General features: G+C 41.9%; 21 protein-coding genes. 17 read left to right on the top strand and 4 right to left on the bottom strand.

Features of this window, described 5'->3' with window-relative positions; genetic code table 11:
• Positions 1-13: 13 nt before the first annotated feature.
• The 8 genes from NST40_RS14015 (at position 14) to NST40_RS14050 (ending at position 7,175) form a co-directional block, all read left to right on the top strand.
• Positions 14-424, top strand: coding sequence for a bacteriohemerythrin (locus tag NST40_RS14015; protein WP_051491008.1), 411 nt, complete (start codon positions 14-16; stop codon positions 422-424).
• Between the two features lie 152 nt (positions 425-576).
• A complete protein-coding gene (locus NST40_RS14020) occupies positions 577-1,770 on the top strand; it encodes a metallophosphoesterase (RefSeq protein WP_076129331.1) in 1,194 nt (397 codons plus the stop codon).
• A 141-nt stretch (positions 1,771-1,911) separates the two neighbouring features.
• Positions 1,912-2,361, top strand: coding sequence for a MarR family transcriptional regulator (locus NST40_RS14025; RefSeq protein WP_076129332.1), 450 nt, complete (start codon positions 1,912-1,914; stop codon positions 2,359-2,361).
• Positions 2,362-2,378: 17 nt separating this feature from the next.
• Positions 2,379-3,185, top strand: coding sequence for an NmrA family NAD(P)-binding protein (locus tag NST40_RS14030; protein ID WP_076275699.1), 807 nt, complete (start codon positions 2,379-2,381; stop codon positions 3,183-3,185).
• 71 nt (positions 3,186-3,256) lie between these two features.
• Entirely contained in the window at positions 3,257-3,934 is a 678-nt protein-coding gene (locus tag NST40_RS14035) for a response regulator transcription factor (RefSeq protein WP_076129334.1), read from the top strand.
• A complete protein-coding gene (locus NST40_RS14040) occupies positions 3,931-5,307 on the top strand; it encodes a HAMP domain-containing sensor histidine kinase (RefSeq protein WP_076194281.1) in 1,377 nt (458 codons plus the stop codon). The genes NST40_RS14035 and NST40_RS14040 overlap by 4 nt, the downstream gene beginning before the upstream one ends.
• A 69-nt stretch (positions 5,308-5,376) precedes the next feature.
• Positions 5,377-6,495 (top strand): ABC transporter permease, encoded by a 1,119-nt coding sequence (locus NST40_RS14045; RefSeq protein WP_076275698.1) that lies wholly within the window; start codon positions 5,377-5,379, stop codon positions 6,493-6,495.
• Positions 6,492-7,175 carry an ABC transporter ATP-binding protein gene (locus NST40_RS14050; protein ID WP_076129337.1) on the top strand — a complete coding sequence of 228 codons (684 nt, stop codon included), beginning with the start codon at positions 6,492-6,494 and terminating at the stop codon, positions 7,173-7,175. Before NST40_RS14045 ends, NST40_RS14050 begins: the two co-directional genes overlap by 4 nt.
• Positions 7,176-7,199: 24 nt before the next feature.
• On the opposite strand, the gene NST40_RS14055 is transcribed toward NST40_RS14050, so the two are convergent.
• From NST40_RS14055 to NST40_RS14070, 4 genes are read right to left on the bottom strand one after another with little or no spacing between them, the layout of a single operon-like run.
• On the bottom strand, positions 7,200-8,090 hold the full coding sequence (locus tag NST40_RS14055; protein WP_036678189.1) for a LysR family transcriptional regulator: 891 nt from the start codon (positions 8,088-8,090) through the stop codon (positions 7,200-7,202).
• 22 nt (positions 8,091-8,112) lie between these two features.
• Positions 8,113-8,967 (bottom strand): SDR family oxidoreductase, encoded by an 855-nt coding sequence (locus tag NST40_RS14060; RefSeq protein WP_076275697.1) that lies wholly within the window; start codon positions 8,965-8,967, stop codon positions 8,113-8,115.
• A 34-nt stretch (positions 8,968-9,001) separates the two neighbouring features.
• Positions 9,002-9,481: a GNAT family N-acetyltransferase gene (locus tag NST40_RS14065; RefSeq protein ID WP_256718899.1), complete on the bottom strand. Its 480-nt coding sequence runs from the start codon at positions 9,479-9,481 to the stop codon at positions 9,002-9,004.
• A 26-nt stretch (positions 9,482-9,507) separates the two neighbouring features.
• Complete coding sequence (locus NST40_RS14070) at positions 9,508-10,344, bottom strand: AraC family transcriptional regulator (protein ID WP_305953559.1); 837 nt, start codon at positions 10,342-10,344, stop codon at positions 9,508-9,510.
• A gap of 154 nt (positions 10,345-10,498) precedes the next feature.
• Between NST40_RS14070 and NST40_RS14075 the strand changes: the two genes are divergently transcribed.
• From NST40_RS14075 to NST40_RS14115, 9 genes are all read left to right on the top strand, one after another.
• On the top strand, positions 10,499-11,662 hold the full coding sequence (locus NST40_RS14075; protein WP_076275696.1) for a Gfo/Idh/MocA family oxidoreductase: 1,164 nt from the start codon (positions 10,499-10,501) through the stop codon (positions 11,660-11,662).
• 25 nt (positions 11,663-11,687) lie between these two features.
• Positions 11,688-12,449: a sugar phosphate isomerase/epimerase gene (locus tag NST40_RS14080; protein ID WP_076275695.1), complete on the top strand. Its 762-nt coding sequence runs from the start codon at positions 11,688-11,690 to the stop codon at positions 12,447-12,449.
• A 32-nt stretch (positions 12,450-12,481) separates the two neighbouring features.
• On the top strand, positions 12,482-13,582 hold the full coding sequence (locus NST40_RS14085; protein ID WP_076275694.1) for a Gfo/Idh/MocA family oxidoreductase: 1,101 nt from the start codon (positions 12,482-12,484) through the stop codon (positions 13,580-13,582).
• 19 nt (positions 13,583-13,601) lie between these two features.
• Positions 13,602-14,603 (top strand): Gfo/Idh/MocA family oxidoreductase, encoded by a 1,002-nt coding sequence (locus tag NST40_RS14090; RefSeq protein WP_076275693.1) that lies wholly within the window; start codon positions 13,602-13,604, stop codon positions 14,601-14,603.
• 236 nt (positions 14,604-14,839) lie between these two features.
• Positions 14,840-15,880 carry a hypothetical protein gene (locus NST40_RS14095; RefSeq protein ID WP_342410802.1) on the top strand — a complete coding sequence of 347 codons (1,041 nt, stop codon included), beginning with the start codon at positions 14,840-14,842 and terminating at the stop codon, positions 15,878-15,880.
• Between the two features lie 216 nt (positions 15,881-16,096).
• Entirely contained in the window at positions 16,097-17,605 is a 1,509-nt protein-coding gene (locus NST40_RS14100; RefSeq protein ID WP_076275692.1) for a malate:quinone oxidoreductase, read from the top strand.
• A 137-nt stretch (positions 17,606-17,742) separates the two neighbouring features.
• Positions 17,743-18,159, top strand: coding sequence for a GntR family transcriptional regulator (locus NST40_RS14105; protein WP_076129346.1), 417 nt, complete (start codon positions 17,743-17,745; stop codon positions 18,157-18,159).
• On the top strand, positions 18,156-18,842 hold the full coding sequence (locus NST40_RS14110; RefSeq protein ID WP_342410805.1) for an ABC transporter ATP-binding protein: 687 nt from the start codon (positions 18,156-18,158) through the stop codon (positions 18,840-18,842). The genes NST40_RS14105 and NST40_RS14110 overlap by 4 nt, the downstream gene beginning before the upstream one ends.
• A complete protein-coding gene (locus tag NST40_RS14115) occupies positions 18,839-19,684 on the top strand; it encodes a hypothetical protein (protein WP_342410807.1) in 846 nt (281 codons plus the stop codon). The genes NST40_RS14110 and NST40_RS14115 overlap by 4 nt, the downstream gene beginning before the upstream one ends.
• Positions 19,685-19,707: the final 23 nt, after the last annotated feature.

Below are 19,707 nucleotides of genomic sequence, written 5' to 3' on the forward strand. Positions count from 1 at the left end.
GAATGGTGATTTCATGATCGCTTGGAAAGATTCATATGATATCGGTGTAGAAAAAATTGACTGCCAGCACAGACAGTTGTTAGCGAAATTGAACGAATTCTTTGAAGCATGCAGTAATCAGCAAGGGAAAGAAAAGATTGAGGAAACACTGAAATTCTTAAAAGAATACACGATTGAACATTTCAGTAATGAAGAGCAGCTGATGGAGGAGATCAACTTCCCTGAACTAGCTGAACATCGTCAGACGCATGCTGATTTCGTGAAGGCAGTTCTCGAATTGGAAGAAACGGTCAAAACAAAGGGAGTATCCGTACTCTCAACCATCAAGCTTAATCGAACGTTAACAGACTGGCTGATAAATCACATCAATAAATGCGATAAGCTGATTGGTCAATGTATGGCCACACGTGATAAAGCGATATAAGATAAACCTCCAAAGAAGATGCCGATGGGCATTTTCTTTTTTTAGTTCCGATGTTTTCCGAACACCGCATTGCAGTTTATACTGGGTTAACGGTTTGTGTTATGATTTGAGATAAGAAGTAGAGAAGTAGTTAGGTAAAGGGGAGAGAAACGATGAAAACATTACGAATGTTAGCTTCAGGATTTGCTATGCTGCTCATTCTGGGTCTTGTTAATTTCTACATTGGCTATCACGGCTGGTTACTTATTCATGAATGGTTTTCAGGTGTTTCGTCAGCAGTATTCTGGACATTATTTATGCTGATCGCTTTTGCGTATGTCATTGGAATGATCCCATGGCCAAAATCGGTTAAACCGATCGCCAGATTCTTTAAAGTGATTGGATCGTATTATTTAGCGTGTATGGAATTTGCAATCATTATGTTACCTTTGGCAGACCTATTATATGTGATACTGGGATGGTCAGGAATCAATCGTACCTATTACATTGCAGAAGCGGGCGGGACAATTCTGATATTACTGGCAGTCTTTCTGGTCTGGGGTTCAATCAACGCCTGGAGTACCGTGATCCGCACACATTCCATACCTATTGATAAATCTATTGGCACCAGCACGCCATTAACGATCGCGGTTGCTTCAGACCTGCACTTAGGGAATATCGTGGGCAATCGTCATCTCAAAAAAATGGTGGCACAAATGAACGCGATGCAACCCGATGTGATTTTGCTGGCTGGAGATGTCTTGGATGACAGCATTGAACCTTTTATCCGCAATAGTATGAGTGAACAGATTAAACAGTTAAAAGCTCGTTATGGTGTCTACGCAGTACTGGGCAATCACGAATATTATGGTGGATCAATTAAGGAATATACCGATTTGATGAGTAGTATTGGGATCAAGGTCCTGCAAGATGAGGTTGAAGAAGTCGCAGGAACGTATATTGTAGGCCGAAAAGACAAGACAGCCGAGACGATGGAAGCTGGTGGCAGACAAAGTGTAAGCACCTTGCTCGAAGGACTTGATCTTACACGTCCTGTGATTATGATGGATCATCAGCCTACAGGCTTCGACGTAGCCGCTCAAGCTGGGGTAGACGTTCTACTCTCGGGTCATACGCACCGAGGACAGATTGCTCCTAATCACTGGATCACTAAACGTTTGTTCGAGCTGGACTGGGGATATCTTCGTAAGGACAATTTGCATGTAGTGGTGTCGTCAGGATATGGAACATGGGGACCCCCAATTCGTTTAGCTAGCCGGTCGGAGATCATTAAGCTGGAGGTTATGCTGGAGGGTTCTAAAAAATACAGTGAAGAGCCTGTTTCCACAAAAACGGTGTTAATCTAAGGTGAGTTTATTTAGAGGCTGTTTCATCAGCAGATTTATTCTGCCAGGTGAGGCAGCTTCTTTTTTTTGACAACTCATGGGGAGTGTAGTATGTTTAAAATTAGTTAAGGACTTAACTATATTGGAGCTGAATTATAGAATATGGATCATTTACAACAGTTTGTGCTGAATCAGCCATTGCATACCAAAGCATTTTTTACATTAGTTGAAGCTACTGCAAATTTAGTTTCTGTTTCTGAGAAATATTGGCAGTCGAAAGGATTGAATGGAGCAAGAATTCGTATCTTGGTGGAGATCTCTAAACAGGGAGGTGCGATTCTGCCTTCTACATTGGCTCACATTATTGGAGTTACCAAAGCTAATATAAGCATGCTGTTAACACCATTGGAGCGAGATGGATTAATAACCCGTTCGAATGATACCAAGGATGGCAGAAAAAGCGTCATTTCGATTACGACTGAAGGCCAGCAATTACTTCTGGAGCATCTTCCAGAGAATCGTCAGGCTGTCGCAGAGAGAATGAAGAATCTGAATGATCAGGAGCTTCATCAACTTATCTTTTTATTACAAAAACTGAGTACATTCGAATAACAGAAAGGGTGTTATGTATGTCGATTATGGTTACAGGAGCCACAGGTCAATTAGGCAGCTTAATTATGGAGAAGCTTGAGAAGTACGTTCCGGCTAGTCAAGTTATTGCTTGTGTTCGTCAGCCAGAGAAAGCTGTTAATTTTTTAGAAAAAGGGTTCGAAGTCCGTTTTGGCGATTATGACCAGTTAGATACGCTGATTGAAGCTTTTACTGGGGTCACAACGTTACTTTTAATCTCCAGCTCTCATACCGATGATAAGATCAGATTACAACAGCATGCTCAGGTCATTCATGCAGCAAAAAAGGCCAATGTGAAGCATTTGCTTTATACTGGATTTGCCTTTCCACCCAAAGGTCCGATTCCTTCTTATCATGTTCATTTACTAACTGAGCAGATGATTCTTGAATCAGGGATAGATTATACGTTTCTACGTAACGCTTTGTACATAGATTTTGTGGGTGTGCTTGGGTTGAAGGAAGCGATGGAAAGCGGCGAGCTACCCACTTATCCAGGGAACTGGCAGTTTAATTCAGTCACTCGTGAGGACCTCGCTTTAGCTACGGCAAAGGTTCTTACAACGAATGGACATATGAACCAAGTCTACGAACTAGCTGCACCAAATGTTTGGGACTTCAACGAATTAGTTGATGTATTATCAGAGTTATCAGGGGAAAAAATTACGTTTCGCCAGGATTCAAGTATTCAGCATTGGATTTATTCGTTTTTAGCGAAGATAGATACTGCTTCTACATCAAAAGATCTGGAGAGACTGATGGAGCGGCCGGTTACCACACTTAGAGAGAGTATCAAGCCTTTTGTTTGATCTGACTTTAGTTGTTCTATCGTTATAAAGTTGTTACTATGAGTTCATCCATTATTCAGGGAGTGTAAATGATGAAGAAGATTTTAGTAGCAGATGACGATGTGAATATTCGAACATTATTAAAACATGTACTAACAAGGGAAGGATATCAGGTGATGGAGGCCAGTGATGGCCGAGATGCGATACATAAATTGCAGGACAGTATTGCGGATTTAGCGGTCGTAGATGTAATGATGCCACATGTAGATGGGTTAGAGCTATGTCAGCATATTAGAGAAACGTATGATATTCCGATCATTTTATTGACAGCACGCCAGCAGCTGAGTGATAAAGAGCAAGGTTATTTGCGGGGGACGGATGATTATCTAACGAAACCTTTTGAGCCTGAAGAGTTGCTATTTCGGATCAAAGCGTTATTTCGCCGCTATTCCATTGCTTCAGATGATCGGATTCGATTAAATTCTCTAGTTATTGACCGCAAAAATTATGAAATAACCGATGGTGATGAGGTTCTGCTGCTACCGGTAAAAGAGTTTGAGCTTCTGGCTCAACTCGCACAATATCCAGGCAGGTTATATACACGTAGTGAGTTAATTGAACTGGTATGGGGCATGGATTATGAAGGGGATGAGCGAACAGTCGATGTACATATCAAACGATTGCGTCAGCGCTTCGTAGATTATCAGGAAGATTTTGTGATCCGAACCGTTCGAGGCATTGGCTATAAATTGGAGATGGTTAACGTATGAGATCCTTGTATGTCCGGATGTGTATTGTCTTCTGTTCAGTAATTGTGGTGAGTAGCCTTCTTGGATTTTTGGTGTCTAATATTTACTATCAAGCCCAGATTAAATCTCAGAACGATGCCAAACTTACCGGAATGGCTATCGAGGTTCAACAATTCGCAGAATCACATCCGGAGACAATGGAGGATTATTTGCGGAGTATAGCCAAGCTGGGTTATAAAATCTATTTAACAGATGCTGAAGGGGAATCAAGATTCTACGGGAAGCCCTTTAGAAAAGAAGATTTGGATGAGCAGCAACTAGAGAAGGTTCTGAATGGGCAAATTTATCATGGGGTTGCGGATTTCCCGGACAGTGCATTTATTACCGGATTTTTTGATAATCAACTGCGTAATTCAATTGGTGTTCCTGTAAAAGTAAACAATGAGACGTATGCTTTGTTTATGCGTCCGGATGCTGAAGTACAATTCGGTGAGCTGCGCGTCTTTTTTGCTGTGATCATTGGGTTCACCGTGTTGTTTAGCTTAGGCTTTGTAATGATTAGCGTACTGCATGTAGTTAGACCTATTACACGTTTGACGACGGCCACTAAACGGATCTCAAAAGGCAGATACGATATCAAATTGAATACGTGGCGGCGTGATGAGATTGGTCAGTTAGCTTCCCATTTTATGATTATGAGCCGGGAGCTGGAACGAACAAATCGGGCACGTCAGGAATTTGTCGCTAATGTATCACATGAAATTGAGTCGCCATTAACATCTATTCAGGGATTTGCCCAAGCGTTACAAGATTCAACCTTACCTGAGGATGAACGGTTACAGTATCTCAATATCATTGACCAAGAAAGCCATCGTCTTTCATTGCTAAGCAAACAGCTGCTTACCTTGTCTTCGCTTGATTATGATCCTAATTCCATACAGAAAAAGTCGACAGACTTGCGTGCACAACTAAGACAGGTCGTACAAATCATGGAATGGAGATTAACAGAGAAACAACTGGCCGTGCGTTTGAATCTTGCAGATATCAGCGTTCTAGGTGATCCAAATCTATTGTTCCAGGTATGGATGAACCTGCTCTCCAACGCCATAAAATACACACCTGCTGAGGGTTCCATTATGATTTCCGCGAAGCTTGTGGAACAGAACTGTATTGTTTCTGTGTCTGATACGGGTGAAGGCATTTCAGCCGAGGAGTTACCGTTAATCTTTGATCGTTTCTATAAAGTAGATCGAGCACGAACACATGAAACCCATAGCAGCGGACTTGGACTTGCGATTTCTCAAAAAATCGTAGAAGCGCATAACGGAACCATTGAAGTAACCAGTACTTTGGGTGAAGGGACTACCTTTACAGTTACACTTCCGCTTTTGTAATTCATTATTCATACTCCGTTCATTTTCATCTTCTAAACTGTGACTATACAGATTAGAAGGAGTGGTAATATGTTTTTAGCCTTAAGGGAAATGCGACATTCTAAAGCCAGATACCTATTAATTATGGTTATCATGTTATTGGTTTCCTTTCTTGTACTTTTCGTCACGGGACTAGCCAGAGGATTAGCTTATGCAAATATCTCTGCAGTAGAGAACATGCCGGCGAATTATTTTGTAGTGCAAGGTGATGCGGATCAGACCTTTAGACGTTCTCAGTTAACAGATACGGAGCTCCAGAATGTACGTGCAGTAGTTGGAGACAATAATGCATCTTCACTTGCAATGCAGATGAGCACTGTCACTGCTAACGAGGCAGACGTAAAAGCAGATATTACTTTTTTTGCAGTAGATATGAATGGGTTATTAGCTCCTAAAGTAGTTGAAGGTGACAAGATTACAAACGAGACAAACGGTAAAGTCCTTGTTGATCGTGACCTGGAACAGTCAGGAATCAAACTTGGCAGTATCATTCGTGATCAGGCAACCGGGATGGAATTTACTGTCGCAGGTTTTGTTGAGGATAGCTCTTACAGTCATACCCCAGTAGTTTATATCAACAATCAGGATTGGCAAGCTATGAAGCAGGGGGTTAACCAAGGAGAAGAAACCTCTTCGTCGGTACCGTTTAATGTGATTGCCCTTAATGCGAATGCTGATCAAGTAAATAAGATTTCAACGAATGTAAAAGATGTAGAGGTCATTACGCAAAAAGTAGCTATATCCAATGTTCCGGGCTACTCGGCAGAGCAGGGTTCACTGCTAATGATGATTGTTTTCCTGTTTGTGATCGCAGCGTTTGTTCTGGCGGTATTCTTCTATGTCATTACGATTCAGAAAACAAGTCAGTTTGGTATTCTGAAGGCGATGGGTACTAAAATGTCTTACTTGGCTTGGAGCGTGGTAGGGCAGGTCATGATTTTAGCTATATCAAGTCTTTGCATTAGCTTACTGCTTACCTTTGGGATGAATAAGGTCCTGCCAGATTCGATGCCATTCCAACTGGAGCCTTCCACCATTCTTTTAACCAGCTGTTTATTCGTTGGGATGTCTCTTTTAGGATCACTAATTTCTGTCGCTAAAGTGGCAAAAGTAGATGCATTAGAAGCTATTGGGAGGGCTGGAGCATGAGTGCGAAACTAATCATGAAGCAAGTAACCAAAAACTACGGTGATGGCGATACAACGGTGTCTGTGCTGAACAATTTGAATCTGATCGTTAATGAAGGGGAATTCGTTGCTGTCCTTGGACCTTCGGGAACAGGGAAAAGTACATTCCTTTCAGCGGCTGGTGCACTTCTAACACCTACTAGTGGTGAAATTTTTATAGATGGGGAATCACTTACAGATAAAAGTAAAAGTGAGCTGACGGAGCTCCGTTTAGAGAAGATAGGTTTTATGTTCCAAAGCGCTCAGTTGTTGCCTTATTTGAAGGTGGAGGAGCAACTCCTTTTTGTAGCCAAGCAGGCGAAAATGAGTGCTAAGGAAGCGAAGGAACGGGCTGCTGATTTGATGAAGCGGCTGGATATCTGGAAACGGCGTAATCATTATCCGGAACAGCTCTCCGGTGGGGAGAAGCAGCGTGTAGCTATCGCTAGAGCGTGGATGAATAAACCAGCGATTCTCTTTGCAGACGAGCCGACAGCCAGTCTGGACTTCAAACGCGGAAGAGAAGTTGTACGAATGATCGCTGATGAGGTGAAGAGTGAAGGTAAAGCAGCGGTAATGGTCACTCATGATGAACGGATGCTCGAATGGTGTGACCGGGTTCTGCATCTGGAAGACGGGCATTTGGTTGAACATCAAGTATAATTTCATAGTGTGGAAGAAAAAAAGCTACTTGTCTTTTCTAAAGACAAGTAGCTTTTTTATAAAGACATCGGTAGCTAAGGAAGAAGAACATTCTTGATGTCGGATGATTGAGAATTGCCTTTCCAGATGATGTTGCCTGATTGGCAGCTCTTTGATCTCACCGCTTTCTAGTTCCTTCCGTACAATCCATCTGGAGAGCATGGCGATTCCGAGACCAGAGGCCACAGCTTCTTTAACACCTTGAGAGCTGTTGAAGACATAGGATCTTTTAACAGAAATATCTTCCTCCTGTAGGAAATGATCACTGAAAGCTCGTGTACCTGAGCCGTGTTCGCGAAGCACCCAAACCTGATCCTGCAACATACTCTGCTCCACAGAAATCGCTTTTGACAGAGGGTGGGTAGCAGGAGCGACCATAATCATCTCGTCTTTCATATAAGGAGTGACATTCAGATCATTCTCATGGACCTCACCTTCAATAAACCCTATGTCCAGTTCGTTGGATTTAACGCCTCCAATAATCTCCTCAGTATTGCCTATCGTCACTTGCAGCTTGACCTGCGGATATTGATTGGCAAAATCAGCAAGTCTTGCCGGCAAAATATATTCACCTATAGTAAAACTAGCGCCGATATGTATACTCCCAGTGACTTCGTCCTGAAGCATATGGATTTCCTGACTTGCTTCATCGAAATGAGCCAATATTTGTTTGGCGTGTTTATAAAGAATACTGCCCGCTTCTGTTAATCTAACCTGTTTAGAAGAACGATGCAGGAGTTTAGCACCGAGCTCATTCTCAAGATTCCGGATATGCAGACTGACACCGGGTTGAGATAAATTCAGCGCTTCTCCTGCTTTGGAAAAATGACTCAGTTCAGCTACAGTAACGAATACGCGTAATGGATCTACAATCATTGTAATCCCTCATTAGATTAGTCTATACTCCCGAATAAGCCAAGAATCCACCGTCAACGGGGACGGTAACTCCGGTCACAAAGCTGGACATTGCTTCATCTGCTAACCAGAGTAGTGTGCCAAGCAGATCCTCCGGCTTTCCAAAGCGGCGCATTGGAGTATGAGAGATGATTTTTTGGGAACGGTCTGTAAGCTCGCCATCTTCACGAACCAACAGCTTCTCATTTTGTTTAGTAAGGAAAAAGCCAGGGGCAATGGCATTCACACGTATACCAGACTCAGCGAAATGAACGGAGAGCCACTGGGTGAGATTATTAATTCCTGCTTTGGCAGCGCTGTAGGCAGGTACTTTGGTCATTGGAGAAGGTGCACTCATGGATGAAATATTAATAACAGATGTGCCCGTTCTGCCGAGCATCTGCTTGGCAAAAACTTGGGTTGGAATCAATGTTCCAATCAGATTTAGGTCCATCACATTGCGAAATCCATCTACACTAAGGTCAAAAAAAGTGAATATGTCCGGGTTCTCCAGGTCATCATTTTTGAAAATCTCTTGGGTCGTATTTGCTGAGGAATCATTTCCGCCAGCACCGTTAATTAATAGATCGCAAGGACCCCAGTGATTCTTAACAGCTTCTGCGGCTTTCACAACACTCTGTTGATCTGTAACATCACAGGAGAGTGAAATCGCTTGACCGCCTGCGGCTGTAATTTCAGCGGCAACCAAATCTCCCTTAGCTGCGGTGCGATTTAGAATCGCGACTTTAGCTCCTTGCCGACCTAACTCTAGCGCCATAACCCGGCATAATACACCGGCTCCTCCGGTAATCACAGCGATTTTTCCTTCTAATGCTGGATGCAAATTTAATTCTAGCATAACCATTGAACCTCCCTAAAAGTCCTGAGTGTGATTAAAGTTCCTTATCAAGTACATGCTGTGATTTTTTTTGCGAAAATCCTATATGATTATAGAACTGTACAGCATCTTCTCTGGTTTGATTGGTACGTACTCTAATTTTGCTAAACCCTGTTTGGATTGCCCATCGTTCACAGGTTTCTACAAGCTGTCTGCCAATTCCTTCTCCGCGGCAAGTCTGATCAACAACAAGACCTCCGATTTCAATAAATGAAGGAGATTCAAGTAAGATTCGAACGGTCGCATGTATCCATCCTACCAATTGGTGATTTGATTCAGCTACATATACAGTATGATCTTTGTGTGTTCCGATTTCTTGTAGTCTTTCTCCTAATTGTTCGATATTCAAAGGATATCCAAGCTGGCTTGAGAGTCTTGCTATCTCTTGAATGTCGCTTATAGATGCTGTTCTGATAAGAATATCGTTCACCACCTCAAAATTGTAGGTTAGAGCCTTTTTATTATAGTTCAACACATAGATTAGGACATTCCCTAATAAATTTACTTAGTGCTGTTACGATAGGCAGAAGGGGAGATTCCTATTGTCTTTTTGAAATATTTAGAGAAATGGGCTAATTCCATACTTACTTGCTCCGCGATATCTGAAATGCTGAAATTGCTATAAGAAAGCTGTCTTTTAGCATGCTCCATTCTTTTCAATTGTACATAATGCATGGGGGGAACCCCTATAAATTTCTTGAAGTAGGGGATGAAATAGTTCGGATGTAAGTGGACAATTTCTGCTAACTCTTCTATTTCTATGGGTTTATCCAGCCGCTCATCAATATATTGAAGCACATAGGCGAGCTTTCCTTGATCCCCCGTATGTATAAATTCTTGCATAAAGTCTGTTTTGATATTTTCGTTCGATTCAAGACAAGTAGCAATTAGATTGAGGACGTTCGCCTGAGTACGCAGAATGGACAATACATCATCTTTTTGAAACTGTTCGATCATTTCTGTGAAAATAACCCGTACGGAATCTGGGTTGGGCGCATCACAGATAAACAGTTTGTTTGCCGAATGGAATAAGGGCCACTCCCCAATATCAGCATCAAAATGGCAGAAATAGCGTGTATAGGGATCATTCATTGACGTCTCTGTAGTTTGAGTGCTTCCTGCGGGCATGATCATTAGCTGACCTGCTCTCGGATAATAAGTAACACCGTTAATGATAACTTTTCCCTCACCGCGGTCAATAAAATACAGCCGATTAAAGGTTGGAGTTTCCAACGTACGATTCCACCCGCTATATCCGCTTCTAAGTTGGGCATGGGTCACTTTTACGGTAAGATTCTGGAGGAATCTGCCGGTAAGGTTACCTGGATTATTCATCATCTAGCTCCTCTATGACTTGATTATCCTTATTATAACGAATTAATTTAACTAAATCATCTTATTATTGTGCAAATAATGCTTAGTTTCGCTCATGTTCATGTCTATTAATTAAGTATATTCTCATAACATAACCTCAAATAGGGAAGTGATCTGATTGAATAAAGTACGGTATGGCATTATTGGAATTGGGAATATGGGGAGTGCACATGCACAAAGTCTGTTGAATCATATTAAAGATGCTGAGCTTGCAGCTGTATGTGATGTAAGGGAAGAACGTTTGAAATGGGCAGAAGAGCATTTACCGGAAAGTGTACAGAAATTTGCAACACCCCAAGAGTTATATGAGTCTCATCTCATAGATGCAGTATTAATCTGTACTCCACATTATGATCATCCAACTTTAGCTATCGGGGCTTTTCAATATGGCTATCATGTATTGGTAGAGAAACCGGCTGGGGTCTATACCAAAGCTGTTAAGCAGATGAACGAAGCTGCAGCAAAGTCTGATCGTAAATTCGGAATCATGTATAACCAGCGGACGAATCCTTTGTATCAAAAGCTTAGGGATCTCATACAGTCTGGTGAACTAGGCGAAATCCGCCGCACAAATTGGATTATCACCAACTGGTACAGATCACAAAGTTACTATAACTCCGGTGGTTGGCGGGCTACATGGGCAGGCGAAGGTGGTGGGGTGCTGCTGAATCAAGATCCTCATCAACTAGATTTATGGCAGTGGACGACAGGTATGATGCCTAAGCGGATCAGAGCGTTTTGTCATTTTGGTAAATATCGCAATATTGAGGTTGAAGATGATGTAACCGCTTATGTGGAATATGAAAATGGTGCGACAGGGCTTTTTATCACCACAACAGGTGAAGCACCGGGAACTAACCGTTTCGAAATTACTGGTGATCATGGAAAAATCGTAGTGGAAGACGGGAAATTAACCTTTTGGCGTCTACGCACGCCGGAGCCGCAATTCAATGCAGAGTTTACGGGAGGATTCGGCAGTCCAGAATGTTGGAAATGTGAGATTCCTGTAGAAGAGGGTGGCGGGGAACAGCATAAAGGAATTTTGCGTAACTTTACGAATGCCATTCTACACGATGAGAAATTGTTAGCTCCGGGTAAGGAAGGCATTCACGGTCTAACGCTATCTAATGGGATGTATTTATCGGCTTGGACCGACGATTGGGTGGAGTTACCGATTGATGAAGATTTATTTTATGAGAAGCTCATGGAAAAGGTGGAGAATTCTAACGTCAACAAAGAAACCACAGCCGCCCAAACCTTTGATGTTAAGGGAACTCATTAAATTTTAATCAGAGAGGAAAGATCATATGAATCGTTCAACCATTGCTGCTCAAATGTACACATTACGTGATTTTACTAAAACTGCGGAGGATTTAAGATCTACTTTTCAAAAGGTCTCTGCTATGGGTTATGAAGCTATTCAGATTTCAGGCATCGGACCAATCGATCCGAAGCTCGTAAAAGAGTATGCAGATAAAGCAGGACTGGCAATATGTGCAACCCATGTGTCTTGGGATCGGCTAGTGAACGATTTAGATGCTTTAGCCGCTGAACATAAGCTGTGGAACTGCAAAAATATTGGACTAGGAAGTTTACCGGAAAAATTCCGTACGGGGCAAGAAGGTTACCGTGAATTCGCCAAGCTGATGTCGGGCATTGCAGTTACACTAAAAGAACAACATGATCTGCAATTTGTTTATCATAATCACGATTTTGAATTTGAACGGTTTGATGGATTGACTGGCATGGAAATTCTGCTCACTGAGTCTGATCCTGCCGTTGGTTTTGAGCTGGATTTATATTGGGTTCAAGCGGGCGGAGGGAGTCCAGCCGAATGGATACGCAAAGTTGCAGGTCGAATGCAGGTAGTGCATTTAAAAGATATGGCGATTGTTAATAGAAAACAGATCTTTGCTGAAATCGGTGAAGGGAATATGAACTATAAAGAAATTATCAATGTCTGTCGCGAAACGGGTGTTGAATGGTTCGTAGTGGAGCAGGATGTTTGCCGCCGTGATCCTTTTGAAAGCTTGGAGATCAGTCTGCGGTATCTTCTTAATACCTTATAGAATGGAGTAATACTAATAGAAGGAGGGTTTCTATGAATCGAAAAAATGGGATGACCTATGCACCAACGTATGAATCCAAACCCGTAGTGAAGGCGGGGGAATTCATCATTGCCGCTATTGCCCTAGATCACGGTCATATTTACGGGATGTGTAACGGACTGGTTGAGGCAGGGGCAGAGCTGAAATGGGTATATGATCCGGACGAGGAAAAGGTCAGAAATTTTATTAGTAAATATCCCGGTGTCAAAGCTGCCGGATCAATGGAAGAAGTTCTGGAAGATCCCGAAGTACAATTAATTGCAGCGGCCGCAATTCCATCTGAACGAGGACCTTTAGGCAATAGAGTAATGGCTCACGGTAAGGACTATTTTACGGATAAAGCCCCTTTTACGACCCTGGAACAGCTTGAATCCGCTAGAGCAATGGCAGCTGCAACCAATAAGAAATATATGGTCTACTATAGTGAACGCCTTCACGTTGAAAGCGCTATCTATGCGGGGCAGCTGATTCAACAAGGCGCTATTGGCCGTGTCCTGCAAGTCATTGGATTAGGGCCACATCGTCTAAATGCTCCTAACCGGCCGGAATGGTTTTTCCAAAGGGAGAAATATGGTGGGATTCTATGTGACATAGGCAGTCATCAAATAGAACAATTTTTATATTATGCAGATTGTCAGGATGCTTCGGTTATTCATAGTAAAGTGGCCAATTACAATCATCCGACTTATCCCGAATTAGAGGATTTTGGTGATGCTACTCTTGTAGGGGACAATGGGGCAACACAATATTTTCGCGTGGATTGGTTTACCCCTGATGGGCTGGGCACTTGGGGAGACGGGCGCACGATGATTATGGGGACTGAAGGATACATTGAACTGCGTAAATATACTGATATAAGTCGTTCAAATACACCGGATCATGTGTACTGGGTCAATGGGGAAGGGGAACATTATGAGCATGTAGCAGGGAAGGTTGGTTTTCCTTTCTTTGGTGAGCTAATCCTTGACTGTCTGAATCGGACAGAGCTGGCGATGACACAGACCCATGTGTTCAAAGCTGCCGAGCTATGTCTGAAGGCTCAAGAGCAAGCGATCAATCTAACCCCCAGCAATACTCAGATAACGATGGAATGATGAACGGAGGGTAATATAGATGAAAGAACTTGGAGCAGCCATTATTGGATGCGGAGCCATTTTCCCTCTTCATGCAAAAACATTAACAGGCATCGATGGTGTGAGACTACTTGCGGTTGCAGATATTGATGCTGTTAAAGCATTGCAGACGTCTAATGAATATGACTGCCAAGCCACTAATGATTATAGAGAAATTTTAAAGGATGACCGTATTCATGTTGTACATCTCTGTACGCCTCATTATTTACATGCAGAGATGGCTACGGAGTTGTTACAAGCAGGAAAACATGTCCTTACCGAAAAGCCTATGGCGGCAGATCTTCCTTCAGCCAGACGAATACTTGAAGCCGCACAGCAAAGCACAGGTCAGCTTGGTGTGGTGTTTCAGAACCGTTATAATGATGCCTCGATGTATATTAAGCAGGTGATTGACTCAGGAATATATGGGAAGCTGCTCTGTATGAAAGGAATCGTGACCTGGCACCGTAGCGAAAGTTATTATAGCGATAGTAACTGGAGAGGACGCTGGTCTACGGAAGGTGGAGGTCTGCTAATTAACCAAACCATTCATACACTGGATTTACTTCAGTGGTTTGGTGGAGAGGTGGCATCGGTGAAAGGGAGTATTACCACGGATGTGCTAAATGGGGTCATAGAGGTAGAAGATACCGCCCATGCCTGCATCGATTTCACTAGTAATGTCAGAGGGCTTTTTTATGGTACAAATACCTATCTGGAGAATTCTCCAGTGGAGCTGGAGCTAGTTTTTGAAAAGGGTACTATCAACCTCCGCAGAGATCATTTATATCTTTGGAAGGATGGAAAGGAAACCTTGCTGTGCGAGCCTAGTTTCAGTGCCACGGAAGGTAAATCCTATTGGGGCACCGGGCATAAGAGACTGATTGAGGACTTCTATGAGCATGTCGCCAGGGGTCAAAAGTTTTGGTTGGATGGTGCTGAAGGGATAAAAGCGCTGGAGTTGGTGGCGGGGATTTATAGTTCATCGCAGAAGGCTGAATAAATGATAAATAAGCTGTATCAAAAGTAGAGTAATCTACGAATGATACAGCTTATTGTATTTTAATGTAAAACACTTGTACTCAATCCTCCTAAATCAACGAAACTCTAAATAACCTGTAACCTTCCTTGGTAGCTTGTCCATGGGGGTGATTTATGTAATTATGTTCTTGGGTAAGTAATTCGTAGATTTACAATAAATATACACTGATGATTAACGGCAAGTAGGAGGGATTAGGAATGAGTGTTACATGGAAAAGAAGGATTCTGATCAATGATCCTATTTCACTAGATCCAGTTCAGATTCAGCAAGACTTGTACAGCGGCAACCAAGTTATTGTCCAGTTCTCTGATCCATCGACCTATGGTTCGATTCTGGATGAAGTAAATGAGCTTTGCGCGCGTTTTGATGAAAATTTTGGAGTGCGTTTTTATGGCCACTATTCTGTATCCTTTGATTGTGAGACACTCCTGCAGATTCCAAATGTTAAAATGCTGCTGCTGAATTGTCTTCACCAGGCACATAACACGAACGTATTGGCTAAGCTGAATAACCTGTATAGTCTGAGCGTGGGGATATATGAGCTTGAAAATCCGGAAATTCTGAGTATAGATACGTTACGGTCTCTAAGTATTTTAAATATTAGCTCGGAGAAAAAGATGCTTAATCTGGAATACCTAAAAGAATTCTCCCGTTTAGAACAGTTGCATGTTATAGGTAAGGTTAAAAACCTTGATGCTATTGGAGATCTGGAGGATCTTACCTATCTCGCGCTGCACTCCATCAGCAACAAACCCTTACATTTTATTAATCGGCTAAAGAAATTGAAAGACCTACGTATTTTACTTGGAGGCAGAGAACATATTCAGGACATCGAAGAAAATGAAATCGAGAGCCTGGAAATTTGTAGAGTCCGTGGCTTTCATGACCTGAGTAATATTTCGGTTTTTCGTGCGTTAAAAAAGCTTGTGATTGAAGATCAAATCCAGCTACGTGAGATTAACTTTGATCAGCAGATGAAGGCACTGGAAGAGCTAACGATTATGAATTGCAAAACATTGGCTCATTTGACGGGAATGGAGCAATTACCTTTTCTGCATAAGCTTCGTATTTTCAAAACGGCGATCGATTTTGATTTATTTATAGAACAAGAGCTTCCAATCGGCTTAACCACAATAGAGTTTGCAACTTTTAAAAGAAAAGTAGATCAGGAAATTCAAAAAACAATAGTGGGGTTGGGCTATCAAAACGGAATTGTCTACAATGAGAACAGGGCATGATGCAGCCTTTTTTTGTTCCATAAATCTTGAGGACTTATTTCTATCTTTTTTACAAGCTTTTAAATATTTTATTTTTTTCATATAATAGTAGATATTAAATTTATAAATAATTGTAATACGACATGATAAGGTTATAATTGATACAGAAAAGGTGTGACGCCTAAGAAGGAGCGCCCACATCCTTTCTGCAAAATTCAGGGGATAAGGATGGTAATAATGGGCAAAAGTGCAACTGATACAGACGTCATTTTAATTGGTGCCGGAATCATGAGTGCGACTTTAGGAACACTTTTGAAGGAATTAGTACCGGAATGGAAAATTAAAGTATTTGAAAAGCTTGAGAAAGCAGGGGAAGAAAGCTCTAATGAATGGAATAATGCAGGAACCGGACATGCGGCGCTCTGTGAGCTTAATTATACTGTTGAAAAGCCAGACGGATCTATAGATATTAGCAAAGCTATTCAGATTAATGAACAGTTTCAGCTTTCGATGCAATTTTGGTCTTATCTTGTAAATCGCAAGCTGATACATACTCCCCAGGACTTTATTATGCCGTTACCTCATATGAGTTTGGTGCAAGGGGAGAAGGATATAGCTTTTTTAAAGAAAAGATTTGAAGCGCTCTCAAAAAATCCTTTATTCCAAGGGATGGAATTTTCCGCTGACTCTAAAAAACTGATGGAATGGATTCCGCTTATTATACAAAATCGTCCTGCGAATGAATCCATTGCGGCTACAAAAATTGACTCTGGAACGGATGTTAACTTTGGTGCTTTAACGCGTATCTTATTTGAGCATTTAAAGAGTAAAACCGTCGATCTTCACTACAAACATAGTGTCAATAGTATGAAACGCAATAGTGCTGGCTTATGGGATCTAAAAATCAGAAATGCCAGCGGTAACATCGAACAACATACAGCGAAATTTGTGTTTATTGGTGGCGGGGGAGGAAGCCTGCACTTACTGCAGAAATCCGGTATTCCTGAAGGAAAACATATTGGAGGATTCCCAGTAAGCGGTATTTTTATGGTGTGTAATAATCCGGAAGTTATTGCGCAGCATCATGCCAAAGTATACGGCAAAGCTAAAGTTGGAGCCCCTCCAATGTCCGTACCGCACTTAGACACAAGATTTATCGACAATAAAAAATCGCTTCTATTTGGGCCATTTGCCGGCTTCTCACCTAAATTCTTAAAAACGGGCTCAATGTTTGATTTAATAACTTCTGTAAAACCGGATAACCTCATAACAATGCTGTCGGCAGGTGCTAAAAACATGTCATTAACAAAATACCTGATCGAACAAGTGCTGTTATCGAAAGAAAAACGTCTGGAAGAACTGAAAGAGTTTATCCCCAATGCCAAAATTGAAGATTGGGATCTTGTTGTAGCTGGTCAGCGTGTGCAAGTTATCAAAGATACAGAAGCTGGCAAAGGCACACTTCAATTTGGTACGGAGGTTATTAGTGCCGCTGATGGTTCGGTCGCAGCATTGTTAGGGGCTTCCCCTGGAGCTTCTACGGCTGTTCACGTGATGCTTGAAGTGCTTAACAAATGTTTCCCTCAATATATAAAAGAATGGGAACCTAAAATAAAAGAAATGATTCCTTCTTATGGCTTGTCACTAATGGATAATCCCGTGCTTCTGCAGAAAATTCACACTACAACAGCAGATACACTGGGTTTAGGTGGAAAAGAACATGTTTTTAATCAAAAGGTGTTTTAGTAATAAAGGAGCTGCCGAGAGGCAGTTTTTTTTTGCTCAAATCTGAACTATTGACACAAAAGTGTATTACACGTATAGTACATAAATGAGATGTATGAACCACTTAGTACACACACTTAGTATATGGAGTTGGTTGTATGACAGAAGAACAGAAATCAGGCGTCAGCTTTAATATTCGTGAGCCGGTATATATTCAAGTTGTGCGTCATTTCAAGGAACAGATCGCCACAGGGCAAATCGGAGCGGGAGACAAAATTCCTTCACGGCGTGAACTGGCATCAGTAATGAAGATTAATGCGAACACGGCGCAGAAGGCATATAAGGAAATGGAGGAACAGGGTTTGATCGTAACAGAAGGGAATTCCCCGAGCCGAATTACACAGGATCAGCAAATCCTAAACTCGATTCGAGCTGAATTAATCGAAAGTGCAGTGGATATATTCATCAGCTCCATTCAGAATATTCAAATTCCAGTTGAAGAACTGGTAGAGATCATAAAGACAAAATATACATCCGAGCGCAAGTTATCTCCAGAGGGTGGTGACACAAGATGATCCAAGTGAATCAGATGGTGAAGAATTATGGATTCAAGAAGGTACTAAATGGCGTTAGCTTCACTGCTGCCAAGGGAGAGATTACCTGCCTGATCGGAATCAATGGTGCCGGGAAGTCAACAGTGCTGAAGTCCATCATGGGACTGACACCATTCAAAGGGGAAGTTTTAATCGATAATGTATCACTAACACCTGCGATGTATGAGAAAATCACTTTCATTCCAGATTCGTTAACGATGCCCTCTAATATGCGAATTGCTGATTGCTTGAGCTTTATGGCTGGCTTTTATCGGAATTGGAACGCTGAACGTGCAAAGGAAATGCTTAAGTTCTTCCGACTGAGCTCTTCAGATCGCGTATCCTCATTGTCGAAAGGGATGGCTGCGAAGGTGAATTTGTTGCTGGGACTTGCCTTGGATTGTGATTACATCCTAATGGACGAGCCGTTCTCGGGAATTGATATGTTCAGCCGCGAGCAAATTACTGATGTGTTCACGAGTGAATTGATCGAGGATCGTGGTGTGATTATTACAACTCATGAAATTTACGATATTGAGCATTTAATTGATAAAGCGGTCTTGCTACAGCATGGGAAGGTAGAACGTGAATTCTACTGTGAAGAAGTTCGCGAGCAGGAAGGTAAGTCCATTACGGACGTAATGAGAGAGGTGTACATGAAATGAGAGCTTTTGTGAAGCTATTGAATTTTGAAATGAACCGATTTGCCAAAATATATATTGGACTCATGGTGCTGACAGTTGCCTTGCAGCTTGCAGCAGTCACCATCGGTGCTAATCATTGGCTGGATTCTGCGAATGAGGCAATGAGAGTGAATCAATGGACACTTGAGCAATATCACAATGTGACTGGATATATTCAGCTAAACAGTATGATGTATGCTCGCTATAATGGACTTCTATATTTCGGACCCATATTTTTGAGCATAACAGTGTTGCTAATATATAGCTGCTTCATCTGGTACCGTGACTGGAGAGGTAAAAATACGATAGTATATCGCCTGCTCACCTTGCCATCCAATCGGGCGAATTTGTATTTTGCCAAGCTGGTTACGATCTTGCTATTCGCATTTGGACTTGTTGCCCTGCAAATTGTCCTTGTGCCACTGGAGCGTTTGATAGCACAGTCGATTCTTCCTGCTGAACTATATCGGAACATCTCGGTATTTGATTATTTGAAGTATTCTACTGTGCTTAAAGTTCTGGTTCCGCCCTACTTTTCTGAGTTTGTTCTATATTATGGACTGGGCATTACGGGCTTGATCGTCTTGTTCACAGCGATTCTAATGGAGCGGAGCTACAGACTGAAAGGGATCGGCTTTATCTTATTATACTTAGCGGTTCTAGCTGGATTAGCCTCAATACCCTATCTTATGGGTTATAGCAGATATGATAGCTACTTTTATCCCGGAGAAATCATAGGTGCTTGTCTCGGATTAATAGTGATTATTGCTGGAGGTTCGCTTTGGTACAGCTTGTATCTATTGCGTAAGAAAATATCGGTATAATTGAAGGGGTATGGAGGTTAGGG

The organism is Paenibacillus sp. FSL R10-2778 (genome assembly GCF_038593035.1).
GTDB classification, from domain to species: domain Bacteria; phylum Bacillota; class Bacilli; order Paenibacillales; family Paenibacillaceae; genus Paenibacillus_AQ; species Paenibacillus_AQ odorifer.

Excerpts from the sequence above, each read along its gene's own strand:
- NST40_RS14105 (WP_076129346.1), top strand. The coding sequence starts at position 17,743 with ATGACAGAAGAACAGAAATCAGGCGTCAGCTTTAATATTCGTGAGCCG.
- NST40_RS14110 (WP_342410805.1), top strand. The coding sequence starts at position 18,156 with ATGATCCAAGTGAATCAGATGGTGAAGAATTATGGATTCAAGAAGGTA.
- NST40_RS14085 (WP_076275694.1), top strand. The coding sequence starts at position 12,482 with ATGAATCGAAAAAATGGGATGACCTATGCACCAACGTATGAATCCAAA.
- NST40_RS14080 (WP_076275695.1), top strand. The coding sequence starts at position 11,688 with ATGAATCGTTCAACCATTGCTGCTCAAATGTACACATTACGTGATTTT.
- NST40_RS14090 (WP_076275693.1), top strand. The coding sequence starts at position 13,602 with ATGAAAGAACTTGGAGCAGCCATTATTGGATGCGGAGCCATTTTCCCT.
- NST40_RS14025 (WP_076129332.1), top strand. The coding sequence starts at position 1,912 with ATGGATCATTTACAACAGTTTGTGCTGAATCAGCCATTGCATACCAAA.
- NST40_RS14035 (WP_076129334.1), top strand. The coding sequence starts at position 3,257 with ATGAAGAAGATTTTAGTAGCAGATGACGATGTGAATATTCGAACATTA.
- NST40_RS14095 (WP_342410802.1), top strand. The coding sequence starts at position 14,840 with ATGAGTGTTACATGGAAAAGAAGGATTCTGATCAATGATCCTATTTCA.
- NST40_RS14055 (WP_036678189.1), bottom strand. The coding sequence starts at position 8,090 with ATGATTGTAGATCCATTACGCGTATTCGTTACTGTAGCTGAACTGAGT.
- NST40_RS14070 (WP_305953559.1), bottom strand. The coding sequence starts at position 10,344 with ATGATGAATAATCCAGGTAACCTTACCGGCAGATTCCTCCAGAATCTT.
- NST40_RS14115 (WP_342410807.1), top strand. The coding sequence starts at position 18,839 with ATGAGAGCTTTTGTGAAGCTATTGAATTTTGAAATGAACCGATTTGCC.
- NST40_RS14045 (WP_076275698.1), top strand. The coding sequence starts at position 5,377 with ATGTTTTTAGCCTTAAGGGAAATGCGACATTCTAAAGCCAGATACCTA.
- NST40_RS14060 (WP_076275697.1), bottom strand. The coding sequence starts at position 8,967 with ATGCTAGAATTAAATTTGCATCCAGCATTAGAAGGAAAAATCGCTGTG.
- NST40_RS14050 (WP_076129337.1), top strand. The coding sequence starts at position 6,492 with ATGAGTGCGAAACTAATCATGAAGCAAGTAACCAAAAACTACGGTGAT.
- NST40_RS14100 (WP_076275692.1), top strand. The coding sequence starts at position 16,097 with ATGGGCAAAAGTGCAACTGATACAGACGTCATTTTAATTGGTGCCGGA.
- NST40_RS14020 (WP_076129331.1), top strand. The coding sequence starts at position 577 with ATGAAAACATTACGAATGTTAGCTTCAGGATTTGCTATGCTGCTCATT.
- NST40_RS14015 (WP_051491008.1), top strand. The coding sequence starts at position 14 with ATGATCGCTTGGAAAGATTCATATGATATCGGTGTAGAAAAAATTGAC.
- NST40_RS14030 (WP_076275699.1), top strand. The coding sequence starts at position 2,379 with ATGTCGATTATGGTTACAGGAGCCACAGGTCAATTAGGCAGCTTAATT.
- NST40_RS14040 (WP_076194281.1), top strand. The coding sequence starts at position 3,931 with ATGAGATCCTTGTATGTCCGGATGTGTATTGTCTTCTGTTCAGTAATT.